Here is a 16,525-nt window from a genome sequence, read left to right on the forward strand (position 1 = left end):
CGCCCGGCACACTGTCGGCGCGGTGCCCTGCCGACGCGTGGGTGTCACCGGCGTCCCGCCGTCGTGTCGGTGCCCTTCCTCCCGGGCGTCGGCGCCTTGCCGCCTCGCTCGGGGAGGACGGTGCGGGCGGGGTGTTCCGCCGGTTTCGGTGATGTGCCCGAAGCGGGTCAGCGGCTAGCGTGTCAGGTCCACGCGGCGGTCCACTGTGGCGGCCGTACCGGCTTGGGGAGGGCCGTCATGAGGCTGCCGCGTTCGGTTGCCGGCTGGACGATCGCGGTGTTCGGCGTGCTGGCGTTGGTCATGGGCGCGGTCGGGCTGCTCTGGCCGGAGGCGATGCTGCGGTCGCTCGGCTTCGAGCTGCCGCAGACCCGGGCGCCCGGTGACCACACCGGCACCTTCCTGATGGCGTCCTCGATGGCCTCGTTCAACATGGGCGTCTACTACCTGCTCGCCACGGCGACCGAATGGCGTGCCTTCTACCGGTTCACCGTGCTGTTCCGGCTTGTCACGTTCACCGTGTTCAGCATCGCCGTGCTGGCGGACATCGCCCCGGGGCGGTTCTTCGGGGTGGCCGCCTGGGAGGGCGTCGGCGCCCTGGCGACCGCCGCCGGGCTCTGGTGGGACGCCCGCCGGGCGGCCGGCGCCGAGGTGGCCGGGGGCGTCGGCGGCGCGGCGGATCCGAGTGGCGGCGGCCGGCCCGACCCGGCCGGCGATGTGCCCGCGGTCGATGCGGCCCGCTGAGCTGTCCGTCGGGTTGGGTATTTTCGAGCTGTGACCGACACCCCGTCCGGCAGCCTGCCGGTACCCATCGTGCCCGGTCTGACTGATTTGCGGGTGTTTGCCCGGGGCGGATACGCCACCGTCTACCGGGCCACCCAGATCTCGGTGGGCCGTGAGGTCGCCGTCAAGGTGGAGAACCGCACCCTCGACAGCGAACGTGACCAGGCCCGGTTCCTGCGCGAGGCGCGGGCGGCCGGCCGGATGTCGTCCCACCCCCACGTGGTCGACCTCTTCGACGTCGGGGTCACCGTCGACCAGCACCCCTACCTGATCATGGAGCTCTGCGACGGGTCGTACGCGGAGCGGATGCGCACCTCCCCGCTGGGCGCGGCCGAGGCGCGCGATCTCGGCATCAAGATCGCCGACGCGCTCGCCCACTCACACGCGGCCGGCGTGCTGCACCGCGACGTGAAGCCGGCGAACATCCTCTTCTCGCACTTCAACCCGGCGGTCCTGGCCGACTTCGGGCTCGCCGTGCTGGCCGAGGTCCGCGACCCGACCGTCACGCTCGAGGTGCTGACCCCGGCCTACGCGCCGCCGGAGATGTTCAACCACAGCCCGCCGTCCCCGGCGGTGGACGTCTACGCGCTCTGCGCGACCCTCTACGCGGTGATGCACGGCCGCCCGCCGCGCTGGCAGTCCGAGCGCAACCCGAGTCTGGTCACCGTGCTGGAGATGTTCAACCAGCCGATCCCCGGGCTGCCCGGGATCCCGGACGAGCTGATCGACGTGCTGCGGGCCGGGATGGCGAACGACCCCGGTGAGCGACCCTCCGCCGCCGAACTGCTCGGGATGCTCGCCGCGCTGCCCATCGAACCGGCCGCCGCGCCGATCAGCGGAGCGCCGGTGCTGGGGATGGGCATCCCGGCCAGTGGTGGTCCCACCACCTCCGGCCCGTACGCCGCCGGCCGCTCGGCGCAGCCGCTGCCCCGGCCGCCGGCCGAGGAGGCCCATCCCACGCTCCCCGCACCCGCCCCCGGCGGGGGCCGGCGCTGGCGCCGCCGCTGGTTCCTCGGAGGCGCCGGGGTGCTCGCCCTGGCCGGTTCGGCGGCCGCCGGAGCCTGGGTGGCCCAGGGGCCCCCGACGCCCGGCCCGTCGTCGTCGGTGAGCCAGGTCGCCGGGGCCGCCCGGGGCAAACTGCCCGGGTGCGCCGACCCGGCCGCGGAGGCGGCGCTGCCCGACGGCGCCCGCTGCGCCCCCGAGCTGGAGTGCTTCGGGCCGGTGCGGGTGCGCGGGACGCGGGCCGAGGCGACCCGGGTGTCCTGCGAGGGCCCACACACCTGGGAGACGTACGCGGAGGGCGTGCTGCCGGTCGCCCTCGTCGGCGCCGACTACCCCGCGGTGAGCGCCGACGCGACGGTGCGGCGGGTGTGCAGCCCGACCACGTTCCGGCTGACCAGCCGGATCGACCCGGCCGACGGCTGGCGCCTGGAGGTGCTGCCCCCGGTGGAGGGCAGCGTCGACCGGACGTTCCGGTGCCTGGCCGGTCGCGGAGTCGACGCGCTGCGGAGCCCGACGCTCGTCGGCCACTGACGCCGACGTTCAGACCTGCCGGCCTCGACGCTCAGGCCCTCTCGCGCCGACGCTCGGACTCGCTGGCGCCGACGCTCAGGATCCGCCGAGCCCGCGGCGCCGCTCGCGGACCGCGCGCAGCGTGTCCCGGCTGTCCAGTGCCTCCAGGGTGTCCGCGTCGATGCCGAGCGGCTGGGGCAGCGGCGGCACGGGCGTGGGCGACATCTCCGCCTCCGCCCGCCCGTCCGGCTGTCGCGCGGCGGTCACCGACACCCCGGCGACGATGGCGAGCAGGACGCAGAGCAGGGCCAGCACCACGCCGAGGAAGTCCTGCCGGCGCCAGACGACGAGCGTCACCAGCAGGGAGAGCGCGGCGACCGCCGCGACGACCGCCACCGTTCGCGCGTCGGACCTGGTCAACCGGTTCACCCGTCCAGCATGTCGGTGGTGTGGCCGCTGTCAACCGCCGGCCCGTCCGGGTGCAGCGTCAGCATCGGCGAAAACATTACATGCGGACGTCGAATGCCGCCTTTGTGGGCGTTTCGTGGGCCGCATCCATCGCCTACGATCCCTAGAGTGACTGGGGCCGAGCGCCGTCTCGGCAGTGTCCCTGTCGTCCACCGGAAGGCGTCCACATGCCACGACGAACCCGGTCCCTGGCCGCAGCAGGAATCATCGGCACCCTCCTGGCCGGGGCGGCGGTCCAACCCGCCGCCGCCGCACCGACCACGACCGGCTGGGGGCGACCCGTCGTCACCGACCGCACCAGCCCCGCCGAGGCGCGCCGGGTCGACCGCGTCCCCACGCCGGAGCTCGACTGGTACGCCTGCTACGACTACGCCGAGTGCGCCACTGTCCGCCTACCGCTCGACTACGACAAGCCCCGCGGCGCCACCACCGAGGTGGCCCTGCTGCGGGTGAAGGCCCGCGACCAGCAGCGCCGGATCGGCAGCCTCTTCGTCAATCCGGGCGGGCCCGGCGGCTCCGGCACCAGCATGGCGCTCGCCGCCCCCTACTTCCTCAGCGACGAGGTGCTCGACCGGTTCGACGTCGTCGGTGTGGACCCGCGCGGCGTGTCGAGCAGCGAGCAGGTGCGCTGCTTCGCCTCGGTGAAGGACCAGACCCGTGCCTACGCGGGGCTGAACGTCGCCTTCCCCTGGACGAAGGCCGAGGAGAAGGCGTACGTGGCCTCGTCGAAGGCCGTCGGTCGGGGCTGCTCGACGACGGGGCGCCCGCTCAGCGGCGCGATGTCGACCGCCGAGGTCGCCCGCGACATGGACGTGCTGCGCCGGGCCGTCGGCGACCGGAAGCTCACCTACCTGGGCTTCAGCTACGGCAGCGCGCTCGGGCAGTACTACGCCAACATGTTCCCCGACCGGTTCCGCGCGCTGGTGATCGACGGCGTGCTCGACCCGCACGCGTGGGTGGGCAAGGGCAAGGCCCGCGACCTGCTCCAGGAGGACCGGCTGCGCAGCGCACAGGGGGCGTACCGGGCCCTGCGGGAGATGCTCGGGCGGTGCGACGACGCGGGGCCGGCGGCCTGCCCGATCGCCGGTGCGGCGGCCGGGACGTTCGAGCTGGTGGCGAAGCGGCTGCGGGCCGCGCCGCTGGTGATCGAGGATCCGGACCTGGGCTCGTTGCGGGTCACCTACGCGGACTTCGTCTCCGCCACCCTCGGCGGGCTCTACGACCCGTACGGCTATCAGCAGGTCGTCGGCCTGACCGCCGAGCTGCTGGTGCTCACCGACCCGGCGGCGGCCGTCCCGGCGCGGGAACGGGCGCGAGCGGCGGTCGTCCGGCTCGCCGGTGAGGCGCGTCAACAGGCCCGCCGGTTCGACTTCCCGTACGACAACAGCCTGGAGACCTTCCTGGGGGTGGACTGCACCGACGGCAACCACCCGAAGGACGCCGCCTCCTGGCCGGCTCGGGCCGCCCGCGCGGACGAGCGTGACCCGTACTTCGGCCGGGCCTGGGCGTGGGCGACCTCGCCGTGCGCACGGAGCACCTGGACCGTGCGGGACGAGGACGCGTACACCGGTCCCTTCGACCGGCGCACGGCCGCGCCGGTGCTCGTGGTGGGCAACTACTGGGACCCGGCTACCAACTACCGGGGCGCGGTGAGCGCGGCCGGGCTGCTGCCGAACAGCCGGCTGCTCAGCAGCGACAACTGGGGGCACACCGCCTACGGCACGTCGGCCTGTGCGACCGGCGCGATCGACGCCTACCTGCTGCGCGGCACGCTGCCGGCGAAGGGCACGGTCTGCACGGGCGACGTCCAGCCCTTCGCCCCCGAGGCGGCGGGCGCGCGGGCGGCCGACCGGGCGGAGGCCGCGAAGCGCACCCTCGCGGACCAGGGCGCACCGCGCCGCGGCGAGCCCAAGCGGCTGCCCCCGGTGGTGGCGCCGCTGCCCGCGGTGGGCGCGCTGACCGTCCGCTGAGGACCCCGGGGTACGGCGGGCGATCGGGCGCCTGCCGTACCCCGGCTCGGCGGCCACCGGAAATGGACGCCTGTCGCTACGCTCGGTGTCCCGCAGGCTGTACGTGTCAGCGAGGTCGCCGATGAACGAACCGTCCACCCGGTCCCGGGTTCGTGCGGTAGCCACCACCCTCGCCGTGGCGATGACCCTCACCCTCGCCGCGGCCGCCGGCTGTGACAGTCGGCAGGAGCCGGAGCTCCCGTCGGTGCAGGAGAAGCTCCGCGAGTCGCACATCTACGGGCAGTCGAAGCTGCGGATCGGCGTGGCGACCAACGAGCCCCTGATGGGCGAGCTGCGCGACGGGGTGCACAGCGGCTTCGACGTGGAGATCGCCCGCTACATCGCCGCCTCCCTCGGCTACGAGGGGGAGCAGCGGCTCGAGTTCGTCCCGGTCTCGACGGAGGACCGCATTCCCGCGCTCCAGGGCGGCACGGTCGACCTGGTCGTCTCCAGCTTCTCCATCACCGAGGAGCGCAAGAAGTTGGTGAGCTTCGCCGGGCCCTACTTCGTCACCACCCAGGAGGTGATGGTGCCGATCCGGCTCAAGGACAAGGTCCGCACCATCGAGGACCTGCGCGATCCGGCCTACAAGGTCTGCACCAGCGGAGGCTCGACCACCGAGGCGGAGCTGGAGAAGCACCAGGTCCGGACGTTCGTGGTGAAGGACGTCGGCGACTGCGTGGCGGGTATCCGCGCCGGCCGCTACGACGCCGTCAGCTCCGACGAGACGATGCTCGCCGGCTTCCGGTCCCAGTACCCCACCGAGTTCGAGATCGTCGACATGCCGTTCGGCACGAGTGAACTGATCGGCGTGGGCGTGCCGATCGGCGATCCGGCCCTGCGCGACCTGGTCGCGTTCTTCCTCGACAAGAGCTACCAGCTGGAGCGGGCGGGGCGGGCCAGCCCGTGGCAGACCGCCTACAACCGGACGCTCGGCCCGTGGCTGCGGGCGGAGAAACGGCAACCGCAGCCGCTGGAGGTGCCGAAGCTTGTCGACTTCGACGACAAGGCACCCCGGTGACCAGCGCGGCGGCGGCCACCACTCCCGGCGGTGCCCCCGGCGCGGACGGATCCGGGCCCCCGTCGGGCGGCGTCCCGCCGACGAGCCTCGGCGCCGAGGCGGGCGGTGGACCGCAGCAGGCCGCGTCAGCTACCGAGCAATCCGACTCGGTGCCCGTCAGCGAGCCGGCGGCCTGGTACGACCGCACCTGGCCGCGCGTCGACCGGCCGGACAAGGCGGAGCGCCAGGCGCGGGCCAGCCAGTCGTTCTGGACCGCGGTGGTCGGTGTGCCGGCCGTCTTCTCGGTGCTGCGGCTCGGCGTCGAGGCCGGCGGGGAGCTCCAGACCACGTTGCTGCTGGTGGCGAACGTCGGCCCGGTCAACCTGCTCGCCGGCTTCCTCACCACCGCGGCCCGACTGCTCTCCACCGCGCTGGTCGCCGTCTTCGCGTTGGGTGCGGTGCTGGGGGCCAGCGTGGACCGGCTGCCGCCGGGCACCCGACGCCGTCCGCTCTTCGCCCGCTGGGCGGAGATCACGCCCACCTGGTTGGTGCTGGCGAGCTTCCTGCTCGCCCTGGTCACCTGGCCGCTGCTCTACCTGCCGCTGCTCGTCCCGGCGTTCGTGGCCGCCTTCCAGCTCACCCCCGAGCAGCTGCACGAGCGGGTCGGTGCGCGGCTGCTGCTGATCGGGGTGCTGCTCGCCGCGTACGCCTGGCTGTTGCTGCCGACCCTGCTCGACGCCGCACGACAGCGCGAGCTGCTGGCACTGGCGCTGTTCGCCGTGCCGCCGCTGCTCGCGTTGGGCATCTCCGGGCCGCTGCCGGGCGCGGTGATCCGCCCCCTCGCCTCGGTGACGGAGGTGGCCGTGCTGGTCATGCTGATCTGGGCCTCCGTGCCGGTGATCAGCACTCCGGTGCTCCCGCTGACCGTCACCACCGTGGGGCCGCAGGACGGGCCGACCGTTGACGTACGGGGGCACGTGGTGACCACCGACGACGCGAACATGGTGATCCTCCAGGAGCGGGGCGGCGTGCGCTACGTGCCGGTCGACCAGGTACGCGCGCAGGTGCTCTGCCCGAGCGAGGAGGAGCTGCCCCGGCACCGGCTGCGGATCCACGACTTCCACGTGGAGGACTCCCTGATGGAAGGCCTGGGCCGGCGCGTACGCCCCGTGCACCGCATCGACGCCGCCTGCCGGGCGGTCGGCTGACCGCTCAGTACGACTTCTCCTGACCGAGGACGTGCTGGGCCACGAAGTTCAGAATCATCTCCCGGCTGACCGGGGCGATCCGCCCGGCCCGGACGGCGCCGAGCAGGGTCGCCACCCCGTACTCCGTGGTCATCCCGGCCCCGCCGTGCACCTGCACCGCCGTGTCCACGGCCAGCGCGGCGGCCTCACCGGCGGCGTACTTCGCCATGTTGGCGGCCATCCCGGCCTCCAGGTCGCGCCCCGCGTCGTAGAGGGTGGCCGCCTTGTAGATCATCAGTCGGGCCAGCTCGACCTGCACCGAGGCGTGGGCCAGCGGGTGCGACACACCCTGGTGCGCGCCGATGCTCCGGCCGCCCCACACCTTCCGGGTCGCGGTGTACTCCGACGCCCGCTCGATCGCGTACCGGCCGCTGCCCGCGCCCATCGCGGCCACCGTGATCCGCTCCGGGTTCAGCCCCGCGAACAGGGCCGGCAGGCCGGCGTCCACCGACTCGCCCACGAGCGCGTCGGCGGGCAGCCGGACGTCGTCGAGGTAGAGCAGGAACTGGTTCTCCGGGGAGACGATCTCCATGTCCAGCTTGGACCACGTCAACCCGGGGGCGTCGGTCGGTACGACGAAGAGCGCCGGCTTCAGCTTGCCGGTCGTGGCGTCCTCCGTCCGGGCGACCACGAGCACGTACCGGGCCTCGTCGACGCCCGAGATGAAGCACTTGCGGCCGGAGAGCAGCCAGTCGTCGCCGTCGCGGCGGGCCACCGTGCCGAGCCGGTGGAAGTTGGAGCCCGCCTCGGGCTCGGTGATGGCGAAGACCACCTGCAGGGAGCCGTCGGCGAAGCCGGGCAGGAACCGCTTGCGCTGCGCCTCGGTGCCGTGCCGGTTGATCACGGTGGCCGCGATGGCGGGGGAGACCACGAGCAGCAGGAGCGGGCAGCCCGCCGCGGCCAGCTCCTCGCAGACGATCGCCAGCTCGGTGATGCCGCCGCCCCCGCCGCCGTACTCGGTGGGGATGTTGACCCCGAGGTAGCCGAGCCGACCCGCCTCCGCCCACAGCTCGGTGGTGTGCTCGCCGGCCTTCGCCTTCGTCACGAAGTACTGGTGCCCGTACCGCCGGCCCAACGCCCGTACGGCATCCCGGAGCTGCTGCTGCTCGTCGGTGAGGTCGAAGTTCATGACGCGTCCTCCAGGGGGTTGACCACGGCCAGGACGGCGCCGGTGTCCACCTGGGCGCCGGCCGGCACCGGCAGCTCGGCGACCACGCCGTCGATCGGGGCGAGCACCGGATGTTCCAGCTTCATCGCCTCCAGGGTGAGCAGCACGTCCCCCGCGGCGACCCGCTGACCGGTCCCGACGTGCAGGCGGCTCACCGTGCCGGGCAGCGGCGCGACCAGCGAACCGGCGGCCAGGTCGGCGGCCGGTTCCGGGAAGCGCGGCAGCTCCGTGAAGGAGACGGCGCCGTCGGGCCCGTCCACGTGCACCGCCGAGCCCACCCGGTGGACCCGGTAGGTCTCCCGGACGCCCGCGACGTCCAGCACCACCCGCTCGGCGGCCACCGACACGAGGGTCACGTCGCCGGCCGCCGTCGCGTCGCCGGCTGACGCGGCCTCGCCGGCCGGTCGTACCGACCAGTGCGCGAGCCCGCCCGCCCGGTCCAGGCGGTAGCGCACCTCGACCTCCCCGTCGGCGCCGGAGAACCGGGTGACCTGCGGGAACGCGGGCACGTTCCGCCACCCCGACGGCAGCCCGCCGAGCACCGGGGCGTCCGCCCGCCGCGCGGCGGCCGAGGCCAGTGCCGCCGCCAGGGCGTACGACGGCGTCCGCCCGGCCGGCACCAGCGGGACGAAGACCTCGGGATGGCGGTCGAGGAAGCCGGTGTCGATCTCGACGGCGCCGAACTCGGGACTGCGCAGCACCCGGACCAGCAGGTCCCGGGTCGTCGGCACCCCGTGCAGCGCGGCCCGGGACAGCGCTCCGGCCAGCGCGCGGGCCGCCTCCGCACGGGTCGGCGCCCAGGCGATCAGCTTGGCGAGCATCGAGTCGTAGTGGACGCTGACCGTCGAGCCGTCCACCACGCCGGAGTCGAGCCGCAGCCCGGCCCGGGCGAGGCCGTCGAACTCGCGGTCCACACCGGGGACGGCGAAGCGGTGCAGGACCCCGGTCGCGGGGCGGAAGCCCTCGGTCGGGTCCTCGGCGCAGAGCCGCACCTCGATCGCGTGGCCCCGCGTCCTCGGCGTCACCGCCTCCTCCGGCAGCGGCTCGCCCTCGGCGACGAGCAGCTGCAGCCGGACCAGGTCCAGCCCCGTGCACAGCTCGGTGACCGGGTGCTCCACCTGGAGCCGGGTGTTCATCTCCAGGAAGTAGATCTCCCCGTCGGGCGCGAGCAGGAACTCGACGGTGCCGGCGCCCACGTAGTCGACGGCCCGGCCGGCCGCGACCGCGGCCTCGTGCAGCCGCTCCCGCACCTCCGGCGGGACCACCGCCGGCGCCTCCTCGACGATCTTCTGGTGCCGCCGCTGGATCGAGCAATCCCGCACCCCGAGCGCGGCCACCGTGCCGTGGCGGTCGCCGAGGATCTGCACCTCGACGTGCCGGCCGCGCTCGACGTACCGCTCGACGAAGACCGTGCCGTCACCGAACGCCGCGGCCGCCTCGCGCCGTGCGGACGCGACCGCCTCGGCGAGCCCCGCCGCGTCGCGGACGACGCGCATGCCCCGGCCACCGCCCCCCACGGCCGCCTTGACCAGCACCGGGAAATCGGTGATCGGGTCGCCGTCGGTCCAGGTGGGCAGCATCGGCACGCCCGCGTCGGCGAGCAGGGCCTTCGCGGCCACCTTGTCGCCCATCGCGGCGATCGCCTTGGCCGACGGCCCGATCCAGGTGAGCCCCGCGTCGACCACCCGCGCCGCGAACTCGGCGTTCTCGGCGAGGAAGCCGTAGCCCGGGTGCACGGCGTCCGCACCCGTGCGGCGGGCCGCGTCCAGGATGCGGTCGATGCGCAGGTACGTCTCGGCGGGACTGTTGCCGGGCAGCCGTACCGCGTGGTCGGCCTCGTCGACGTGCGGCGCGTCGGCGTCCGCGTCGGAGTGCACGGCCACCGTCTCGACGCCCAGCCGGCGGCAGGTGGCGATGACGCGGCGGGCGATCTCGCCCCGGTTGGCGACCAGCAGTCGAGTGATCATGAGTGCGCTCCGCTACCTACATCCGGAAGACGCCGAAGCCGTCGGCGCCCTTCACCGGTGCGTTGTGGATGGCCGACAGGCAGAGGCCGAGGACGGTACGGGTGTCGCGGGGGTCGATGACCCCGTCGTCGTAGAGGCGGCCCGAGAGGAAGAGCGCCCCGGACTGGGACTCGATCTGCTGCTCGACCATCGCCCGCATCGCGGCGTCGGACTCCTCGTCGTACTCGCGGCCCCGGGCGGCGGCGGCCTGCCGGGCCACGATCGAGAGCACCCCGGCCAGCTGGGCCGGGCCCATCACCGCCGACTTCGCGTTCGGCCAGGTGAAGAGGAACCTCGGCTCGTACGCCCGCCCGCACATGCCGTAGTTGCCCGCACCGTAGGAGGCACCGAGGTTCACCGTCACGTGCGGCACCGTCGAGTTCGACACCGCGTTGATCATGAGGGCGCCGTGCTTGATGATGCCGCGCTGCTCGTACTCCGTGCCGACCATGTAGCCGGTGGTGTTCTGTAGGAAGACCAACGGTGTGTCCGTGACGTTGGCGAGCTGGATGAACTGCGCCGCCTTCTGCGCCTCCTCGCTGAACAGCACGCCCCGGGCGTTGGCCAGCACCCCGACCGGATATCCGTGCAGCTCACCCCAGCCGGTGACCAGCGCACCGCCGTAGCCCGGCTTGAACTCGTCGAACTCGCTGCCGTCCAGCACCCGGGCCAGCACCTCGCGCGGGTCGAACGGCACCTTCAGGTCCGCGCTGGCGATGCCGAGCAGCTCCTCCTGGTCGTACCTGGGCGGCCGTGGGGCCGGGTTCCGCGGCGGCGGGCCCTGCTTGCGCCAGTTCAACCGGCGTACGCAGCGGCGGGCCAGCCGGATGCCGTCCCGCTCGTCCTCGGCGAGGAAGTCGGCGAGGCCGGACCGCGTGGCGTGCATCGTCGCCCCGCCGAGGGACTCGTCGTCGGTGACCTCACCGGTCGCCATCTTCACCAGCGGCGGCCCGGCCAGGTAGACCTGGGACCGGTCGCGGATCATGATCACCTGGTCGGACATCCCCGGCACGTACGCCCCGCCGGCGGTGGCGTTGCCGAACACCACGCTGACCGTGGGGATCCGCGCCGCGGAGAGCCGGGTCAGGTCGCGGAACACCCGCCCGCCCGGGATGAAGATCTCCGCCTGGGTGGGCAGGTCGGCACCGGCCGACTCGACCAGGTTGACCATCGGCAGCCGGTTGGCCAGCGCGATCTCGCCGGCCCGCTGCGTCTTCCGCAACGACCACGGGTTCACGGCTCCGCCGCGCACCGTCGGGTCGTTCGCGACGACCAGGCACTCCACGCCCTCCACCACGCCGATGCCGGTCACCACGCTCGCCCCGACCGGGAAGTCCGTGCCGTAGGCCGCGACCGGCGACAGCTCCAGGAACGGGCTGTCCGGGTCGAGGAGCAGCTCGATCCGCTCGCGGGGGAGCAGCTTGCCCCGGGCGTGGTGGCGGGCCACGTACTTCTCGCCGCCTCCGGCCCGCGCCTGGTCCAGCGCCGTGTCCAGCTCGGCCAGCCGCTCCAGCAGGGCCGCGCGGTTCTCCTCGAAGGCCGGCGAGGACGGGTCGATCGCGCTGCTCAGTACGGTCACAGCCCCATGCCCTTCGCGATGATCTCGTTCATGATCTCGGTGGTGCCGCCACCGATGCCGAGGATCCGGGCGTCCCGGTAGTGCCGCTCCACCTCGGCGTCGCGCAGGTACCCGAAGCCGCCGTGCAGCTGGAGTGCCCGGTCCACCACCTCGGCGCACGCCGCGACCGCCACGTTCTTGGCCATCGCGACCTCGGTGACCACCGGCTCTCCGGCGGCCACCCGCGCCGCCACCTCGTGCACGTACGCGCGGGCGGCCTCGGCGCGCGTGTGCATCTCGGCCAGCCGGTGCCGGACGAGTTGCCGGCTGACCAGCGGGCGGCCGAAGGTCGATCGGTCCCGGCACCAGTGCACCGCCAGGTCGACGCAGCGCTGCGCGATGGCGTACGCCTGCGTGGCGAGCGAGAGCCGTTCGGCGGCGAAGTGCTGCATGATCGCAAGGAAGGCGGTGTTCTCCTCGCCGATCCGGTTCGCCACCGGCACCCGCACGTCCACGAAGGACAGCTCGGCGGTGTCCGAGCAGTGCCAACCGAGCTTCTCCAGGCGGCGGCCGACGGTGAAGCCGGGCGTCCCCTTGTCGATCACCAGCAGGCTCAGCGAGCCGGAGCCGGGGAAGTCGGTGCAGACCGCGGTGGTCACGAAGTCCGCCCGGATCCCGCTGGTGATGTACGTCTTCGATCCGTTGACCACGTAGTGGTCCCCCTCGCGGCGGGCCCACGTGCGGATGGCGGCGACGTCGGAGCCGCCGTCCGGCTCGCTGATCGCCAACGCGCCGATCATCGTCCCGGCGAGGGTCGGGCGGACGTAGCGCTCGACCAGCGGGTCGGTGGCGGCGCCCGGGTCGGCGGGGAGGCGACCGCCCAGGGTCCCGCCGCTGCGCGCCCCGGCGGCCGAGACCATGTGCGGCAGCGCTATGCCGTGGGTGAAGAGCGCGGCCACCAGCCCCGACGAGCCACCGGCCCGGATGATCTCCTCGGTCACGATGACCGAGTCGAGCAGGTCCCCACCGCTGCCGCCGACGGACTCGGGGAATCCGATGCCGAGCAGGCCGAGCTTCGCGGCGGTGGCGTGCAGCTCCCGCGGGACCTCGCCGGCCCGCTCCCAGTCGTCCAGGTGCGGCAGCACCTCCCGCGTGACGAACGCCCGCGTCAGCTCCCGCAGCTGGCGCCGCTCCGGTGTCTCCACGATGGTCACCGCGCCACCTCCGCGGGCAGGTCGACGATCCGGGCGCGGAGCAGCTCACCGAGCGCCTTGGCCTGCGGGTCGAACCGGGTCGACCCGGCCACCCCGGGGCCGAGCAGCCCCTCGACGACGAAGTTGACGGCGCGCAGGTTCGGCAGTTCGTACCGCCGTACGGTCAGCGGCGCCGTCTCCGGCAGCAGCTCGGCGAGGCGTGCCACGGTCAGCCAGCCGCGCAGCCAGTCGTAGCCGGCGTCGCTGCGGGCCCAGACGCCCAGGTTGGCGTCGCCGCCCTTGTCGCCGGAGCGGGCGCCGACCAGCTCGCCGAGCGGCCCGCGGCGGGTCGGCCCGCTGCTGCCCGGACCGGGCGGTGACAGGTCGACCGGCTGGTCCGGCACCACCGGCACGGTCCGCGACGGCGGGGCGATCGGCACCCGTTCGCCCGACGGCAGCACGGCGACGTGCGCCACCGCGTCCTGCGGCACGGCGTCCGCCCTGAACTCCCCGTACGGCGTCGCGTCGCCGGGCGGTGTGGTCAGCGTGCAGCCGGGATAGGAGGCGAGGGCCAGCTCCACGGCGGCCGACGAGAAGGCCCGTCCGGCCCGTCCCTTGTCGCCGTCGCGCAGGTGTACGTGCAGCAGCGCGCTCGCCGTCTCGGTGTCGCCCGAGTCGGGGTGGTCGGTGCGGGCCAGCGTGAACTCCAGCCCGGCCGGGCCCACCGCGTCCGCCAACTGGGCGCGGACGAGGGCCGCCTTCGCCGGGATGTCCAGCCCACAGAGGACGAACGTCATCGAGTTGCGGAAGCCACCCAGGTTGTTCACGCCGACCTTCAGGGTGCCGGGCGGCGGGGTTCCCCGCGCGCCGCTGACCCGTACCCGGTCCGGCCCGTCGGGGTGCAGGGCCACCGTGTCCAGCCGGGTCACCACGTCCGGCCCGAGGTACGCCGGCCCACCCACCTCGTACAGCAGTTGCGCCGTGACGGTCTCGACGGTCACCGCGCCGCCGGTCCCCAAATGCTTGGTGATGACGCTCGATCCGTCCGGGTGCACCTCGGCGATCGGGAAGCCGGGGCGGCGGCCGCCGTCGGGCAGTTCGGTGAAGAAGCTGTAGTTGCCGCCGGTGACCTGCGCGCCGCACTCGATGAGGTGCCCGGCCACGGTGGCGCCGGCGAGCGCGTCGAGGTCGTCGCGCGTCCAGCCGTACCGCGCGATCGCCGGCCCCACCACCAGCGAGGCGTCGGTGACCCGGCCGGTGACGACCACGTCCGCCCCGCCGTCGAGGCAGGCGGCGATCCCGAACGCGCCCAGGTACGCGTTCGCGGTGAGCGCGTCCGGCCGGTGCAGCGCGTCGCCCTCGACGTACCCCACCCGGACCGGAAGTCCGAGCCGGTCGGCGAGCGCGTCGATCGCGGTGGCCAGCCCGGCCGGGTTGAGCCCGCCGGCGTTGGCCACCAGCGTGACCCCCCGGTCGAGCGCGGTGCCGAGGCAACCTTCGAGCTGCCGCAGGAAGGTCTTCGCGTAGCCGGTCGCCGGGTCGCGCATCCGGTCCCGGCCGAGGATGAGCATGGTCAGCTCGGCCAGGTAGTCCCCGGTCAGCACGTCCAGCTCACCGCCGTCGAGCATCTCCCGCCAGGCGGTGAAGCGGTCGCCGTAGAAGCCGGAGGCGTTGCCGATGCGGATCACGCCGGCACCTCGCTCGTGCCCGTCCGTGGCGAGCGGCCGGCGCCGGGTGGTCCGGCGAACGCCTGTGCGACGTCCAACCACTCGTCGGCCACCGGTCCGGTGACGGTCAGGGTGAGGTCGGCGCGGTGCCGGCGCTGGGTGACCAGCAGGCAGAAGTCGCGGGCGGGCCCGCTGACCCGGTCGGCGGCGTCCGCCGGACCCCAGCTCCAGGTGTCGCCGTCCGGCGCGGTCAGGTCGACCCGCACGGGCGCCGTCGGGACGGGCCGGCCGTGGGCGGCGAAGCTGTGGCCGAGGGTACGCACACCGAGGTGGGCCACGTGCCGGAGCCGGGCCGTGTCCGGCCGGCGTACGTTGAGCGCGTCGGCCACGTCCTCCCCGTGGGCCCAGGTCTCCATGATCCGCGCGGTGGCCATCGAGGCGGCCGACATCCGGGTGCCGTACCAGGGCAGCTTCTCGCCGGCCGGGAACGCGGCGAGGGCGGCGGAGAGCGACACCCGGCCGGTGCGCCACCGGTCGAGCAGCACGGCCGGCGGGGCGAGGAAATCCTCGGCGCCGTGGTCGACCAGCCGGGCCGGGTCGGGCGCGGAGCTGACCGAGGCGAAGAAGGCGCCGGCGTCGCTCGCGGCGAGCAGCGCCACGTGGTCGGTCCAGGCGAGGTGGGCGATCTGGTGGGCGATGGTCCAGCCCGGTGCCGGGGTGCCCCGGGCCCAGTCGGCGGGAGCCAGCGGGCGTACCAGGGCTTCCAGCGCCTCGGACTCCTCGGCCAGGTCGGCGAGCAGGTCCGTCAGGTCGACCATGGTGCCTCCGGTCTGGTCGTGCCCGCGAGGGCCGGTCAGGGAGTGAGGAGCGTGGTGAGCTGGCGCTTCCAGGTGTTCAGCAGGGCGGTGCGGCGGGCCGAGTCGTCGGTGAGCAGGTTGGCGACGCCGAGGCCGCGGAGCAGGTCCAGGGTGGCCTGGACCGCCTCCCGGACGCCGGGACGCCGCTCGTCGACGCCGAGCAGCGCCACGGTGAGGCGGTGCATCTCCCGGCCGACCCGGGCCTCCAGCGGCACCAGGGCCTTGCGCAACTCCGGGTCGGTGCGGGCGGCGACCCAGAGCTCGAGTGCGGCGCTGAAGAGCGGGCCGGTGAACGCCGCGGCGAGCAGGTCGACCACCCGGTCGAGCCGCTGCGGCCCGGCCGGCAGCCCCTCCGCCTCGGTGCGCAACTCGGCGGCGCGACGCTCGGCAAGGTGGTCGACGGCAGCGGTGACGAGCGCGGCCTTCGTCGGGTAGTGGTGCAGCTGCGCGCCGCGCGACACCCCGGCCCGCGCCGCCACGAGCGTGGTCGTGGTCCCGGCCCACCCGTGCTCGACCAGGCAGTCGACGGTCGCCTCCAAGAGGCGGGCCTGGGTGGCGCGACTGCGTTCCTGTTGAGGGACGCGGGTCGATGCGGCGGACACGGGGACAGCGTGCCGCCCACAAAACAAACAGTCAAGCCTGACTTTTTTCCTGCCCTGGAGGTCGCCCTGGACCCGCAGGTCACCGGGACCGGCCGCTCGACCGGGACCCGCGGGACCCGCGGAGCCCGCGGGACCCGCGGAGCCCGCGGAACCGCGGGGCGCGCGGGGCGCGTCGGGCGTGTCAGGACGCGTCGGGCGCGTCGGCCGCCGCGGCCGCAGACCGCTACCGGCTGGTCTCAACCGGGAACCGCCGGGCGAGTGACAACTCACCCGGCCGGGCTTCCGAGCGGGGATGCGCCACGGCAACCTGTCGAGCTGCCCCATTTCTGGTCCACCTCAGGTCATCCCGCCTGCTCGACCTCTCGTGCCGCCTGCCTGATCCTCTTGCGCCGCCTGCCTGATCCTCTTGCGCCGCCTGCCTGATCCCCTTGGGCCGCCTGCCTGATGGCTTCGTGCCA

At 74.1% G+C, this 16,525-nt stretch carries 13 protein-coding genes; 5 read left to right on the forward strand and 8 right to left on the reverse strand.

All coding sequences use genetic code 11. The annotated features are described in order from the left end of the window. Positions 1 to 237: 237 nt before the first annotated feature. Positions 238 to 741 carry a hypothetical protein gene (locus tag SM573_RS07200; protein ID WP_474615773.1) on the forward strand — a complete coding sequence of 168 codons (504 nt, stop codon included), beginning with the start codon at positions 238 to 240 and terminating at the stop codon, positions 739 to 741. Between the two features lie 30 nt (positions 742 to 771). Further along, the gene (locus SM573_RS07205) at positions 772 to 2,313 is read left to right on the forward strand and encodes a serine/threonine-protein kinase (protein ID WP_474615774.1); all 1,542 of its coding nucleotides are present in this window, start codon (positions 772 to 774) and stop codon (positions 2,311 to 2,313) included. Between the two features lie 75 nt (positions 2,314 to 2,388). On the opposite strand, the gene SM573_RS07210 is transcribed toward SM573_RS07205, so the two are convergent. Then, positions 2,389 to 2,721 carry a hypothetical protein gene (locus SM573_RS07210; protein ID WP_474611409.1) on the reverse strand — a complete coding sequence of 111 codons (333 nt, stop codon included), beginning with the start codon at positions 2,719 to 2,721 and terminating at the stop codon, positions 2,389 to 2,391. A gap of 206 nt (positions 2,722 to 2,927) precedes the next feature. Here SM573_RS07210 and SM573_RS07215 point away from each other — a divergent pair, with 206 nt between their 5' ends. From SM573_RS07215 to SM573_RS07225, 3 genes are all read left to right on the forward strand, one after another. Further along, positions 2,928 to 4,730 (forward strand): alpha/beta hydrolase, encoded by a 1,803-nt coding sequence (locus SM573_RS07215; RefSeq protein WP_474615775.1) that lies wholly within the window; start codon positions 2,928 to 2,930, stop codon positions 4,728 to 4,730. A 121-nt stretch (positions 4,731 to 4,851) separates the two neighbouring features. Then, positions 4,852 to 5,790, forward strand: a complete 939-nt coding sequence (locus tag SM573_RS07220) for a transporter substrate-binding domain-containing protein (RefSeq protein ID WP_474611407.1) — start codon at positions 4,852 to 4,854, stop codon at positions 5,788 to 5,790. After that, a complete protein-coding gene (locus SM573_RS07225; RefSeq protein ID WP_474611406.1) occupies positions 5,787 to 6,977 on the forward strand; it encodes a hypothetical protein in 1,191 nt (396 codons plus the stop codon). The genes SM573_RS07220 and SM573_RS07225 overlap by 4 nt, the downstream gene beginning before the upstream one ends. 4 nt (positions 6,978 to 6,981) lie before the next feature. Here the strand turns inward: SM573_RS07225 and SM573_RS07230 are convergent, their stop codons facing one another. The 7 genes from SM573_RS07230 to SM573_RS07260 are packed head-to-tail and all read right to left on the reverse strand — an operon-like array spanning position 6,982 to position 16,067. Continuing rightward, positions 6,982 to 8,145, reverse strand: a complete 1,164-nt coding sequence (locus SM573_RS07230; protein WP_474615776.1) for an acyl-CoA dehydrogenase family protein — start codon at positions 8,143 to 8,145, stop codon at positions 6,982 to 6,984. Further along, positions 8,142 to 10,151, reverse strand: a complete 2,010-nt coding sequence (locus SM573_RS07235; RefSeq protein WP_474615777.1) for an acetyl/propionyl/methylcrotonyl-CoA carboxylase subunit alpha — start codon at positions 10,149 to 10,151, stop codon at positions 8,142 to 8,144. The genes SM573_RS07230 and SM573_RS07235 overlap by 4 nt, the downstream gene beginning before the upstream one ends. Positions 10,152 to 10,167: 16 nt before the next feature. Next, complete coding sequence (locus SM573_RS07240) at positions 10,168 to 11,769, reverse strand: acyl-CoA carboxylase subunit beta (RefSeq protein WP_474611403.1); 1,602 nt, start codon at positions 11,767 to 11,769, stop codon at positions 10,168 to 10,170. Beyond that, positions 11,766 to 12,962, reverse strand: a complete 1,197-nt coding sequence (locus SM573_RS07245) for an acyl-CoA dehydrogenase family protein (protein ID WP_474615778.1) — start codon at positions 12,960 to 12,962, stop codon at positions 11,766 to 11,768. The genes SM573_RS07240 and SM573_RS07245 overlap by 4 nt, the downstream gene beginning before the upstream one ends. Further along, positions 12,959 to 14,569, reverse strand: coding sequence for an acyclic terpene utilization AtuA family protein (locus SM573_RS07250; protein ID WP_474616042.1), 1,611 nt, complete (start codon positions 14,567 to 14,569; stop codon positions 12,959 to 12,961). The genes SM573_RS07245 and SM573_RS07250 overlap by 4 nt, the downstream gene beginning before the upstream one ends. A 56-nt stretch (positions 14,570 to 14,625) precedes the next feature. After that, positions 14,626 to 15,426, reverse strand: coding sequence for a TIGR03084 family metal-binding protein (locus SM573_RS07255; protein ID WP_474615779.1), 801 nt, complete (start codon positions 15,424 to 15,426; stop codon positions 14,626 to 14,628). 35 nt (positions 15,427 to 15,461) lie between these two features. Next, the gene (locus SM573_RS07260) at positions 15,462 to 16,067 is read right to left on the reverse strand and encodes a TetR/AcrR family transcriptional regulator (protein ID WP_474615780.1); all 606 of its coding nucleotides are present in this window, start codon (positions 16,065 to 16,067) and stop codon (positions 15,462 to 15,464) included. Between the last annotated feature and the right edge of the window lie 458 nt (positions 16,068 to 16,525).

Source organism: Micromonospora xinjiangensis, assembly GCF_056150165.1.

What these genes read in the sequence shown, in the direction of transcription:
- SM573_RS07200 (WP_474615773.1), top strand. Translation starts at nt 238, where the DNA reads ATGAGGCTGCCGCGTTCGGTTGCCGGCTGGACGATCGCGGTGTTCGGC.
- SM573_RS07215 (WP_474615775.1), top strand. Translation starts at nt 2,928, where the DNA reads ATGCCACGACGAACCCGGTCCCTGGCCGCAGCAGGAATCATCGGCACC.
- SM573_RS07220 (WP_474611407.1), top strand. Translation starts at nt 4,852, where the DNA reads ATGAACGAACCGTCCACCCGGTCCCGGGTTCGTGCGGTAGCCACCACC.
- SM573_RS07230 (WP_474615776.1), bottom strand. Translation starts at nt 8,145, where the DNA reads ATGAACTTCGACCTCACCGACGAGCAGCAGCAGCTCCGGGATGCCGTA.
- SM573_RS07235 (WP_474615777.1), bottom strand. Translation starts at nt 10,151, where the DNA reads ATGATCACTCGACTGCTGGTCGCCAACCGGGGCGAGATCGCCCGCCGC.
- SM573_RS07250 (WP_474616042.1), bottom strand. Translation starts at nt 14,569, where the DNA reads ATGCTCGACGGCGGTGAGCTGGACGTGCTGACCGGGGACTACCTGGCC.
- SM573_RS07255 (WP_474615779.1), bottom strand. Translation starts at nt 15,426, where the DNA reads ATGGTCGACCTGACGGACCTGCTCGCCGACCTGGCCGAGGAGTCCGAG.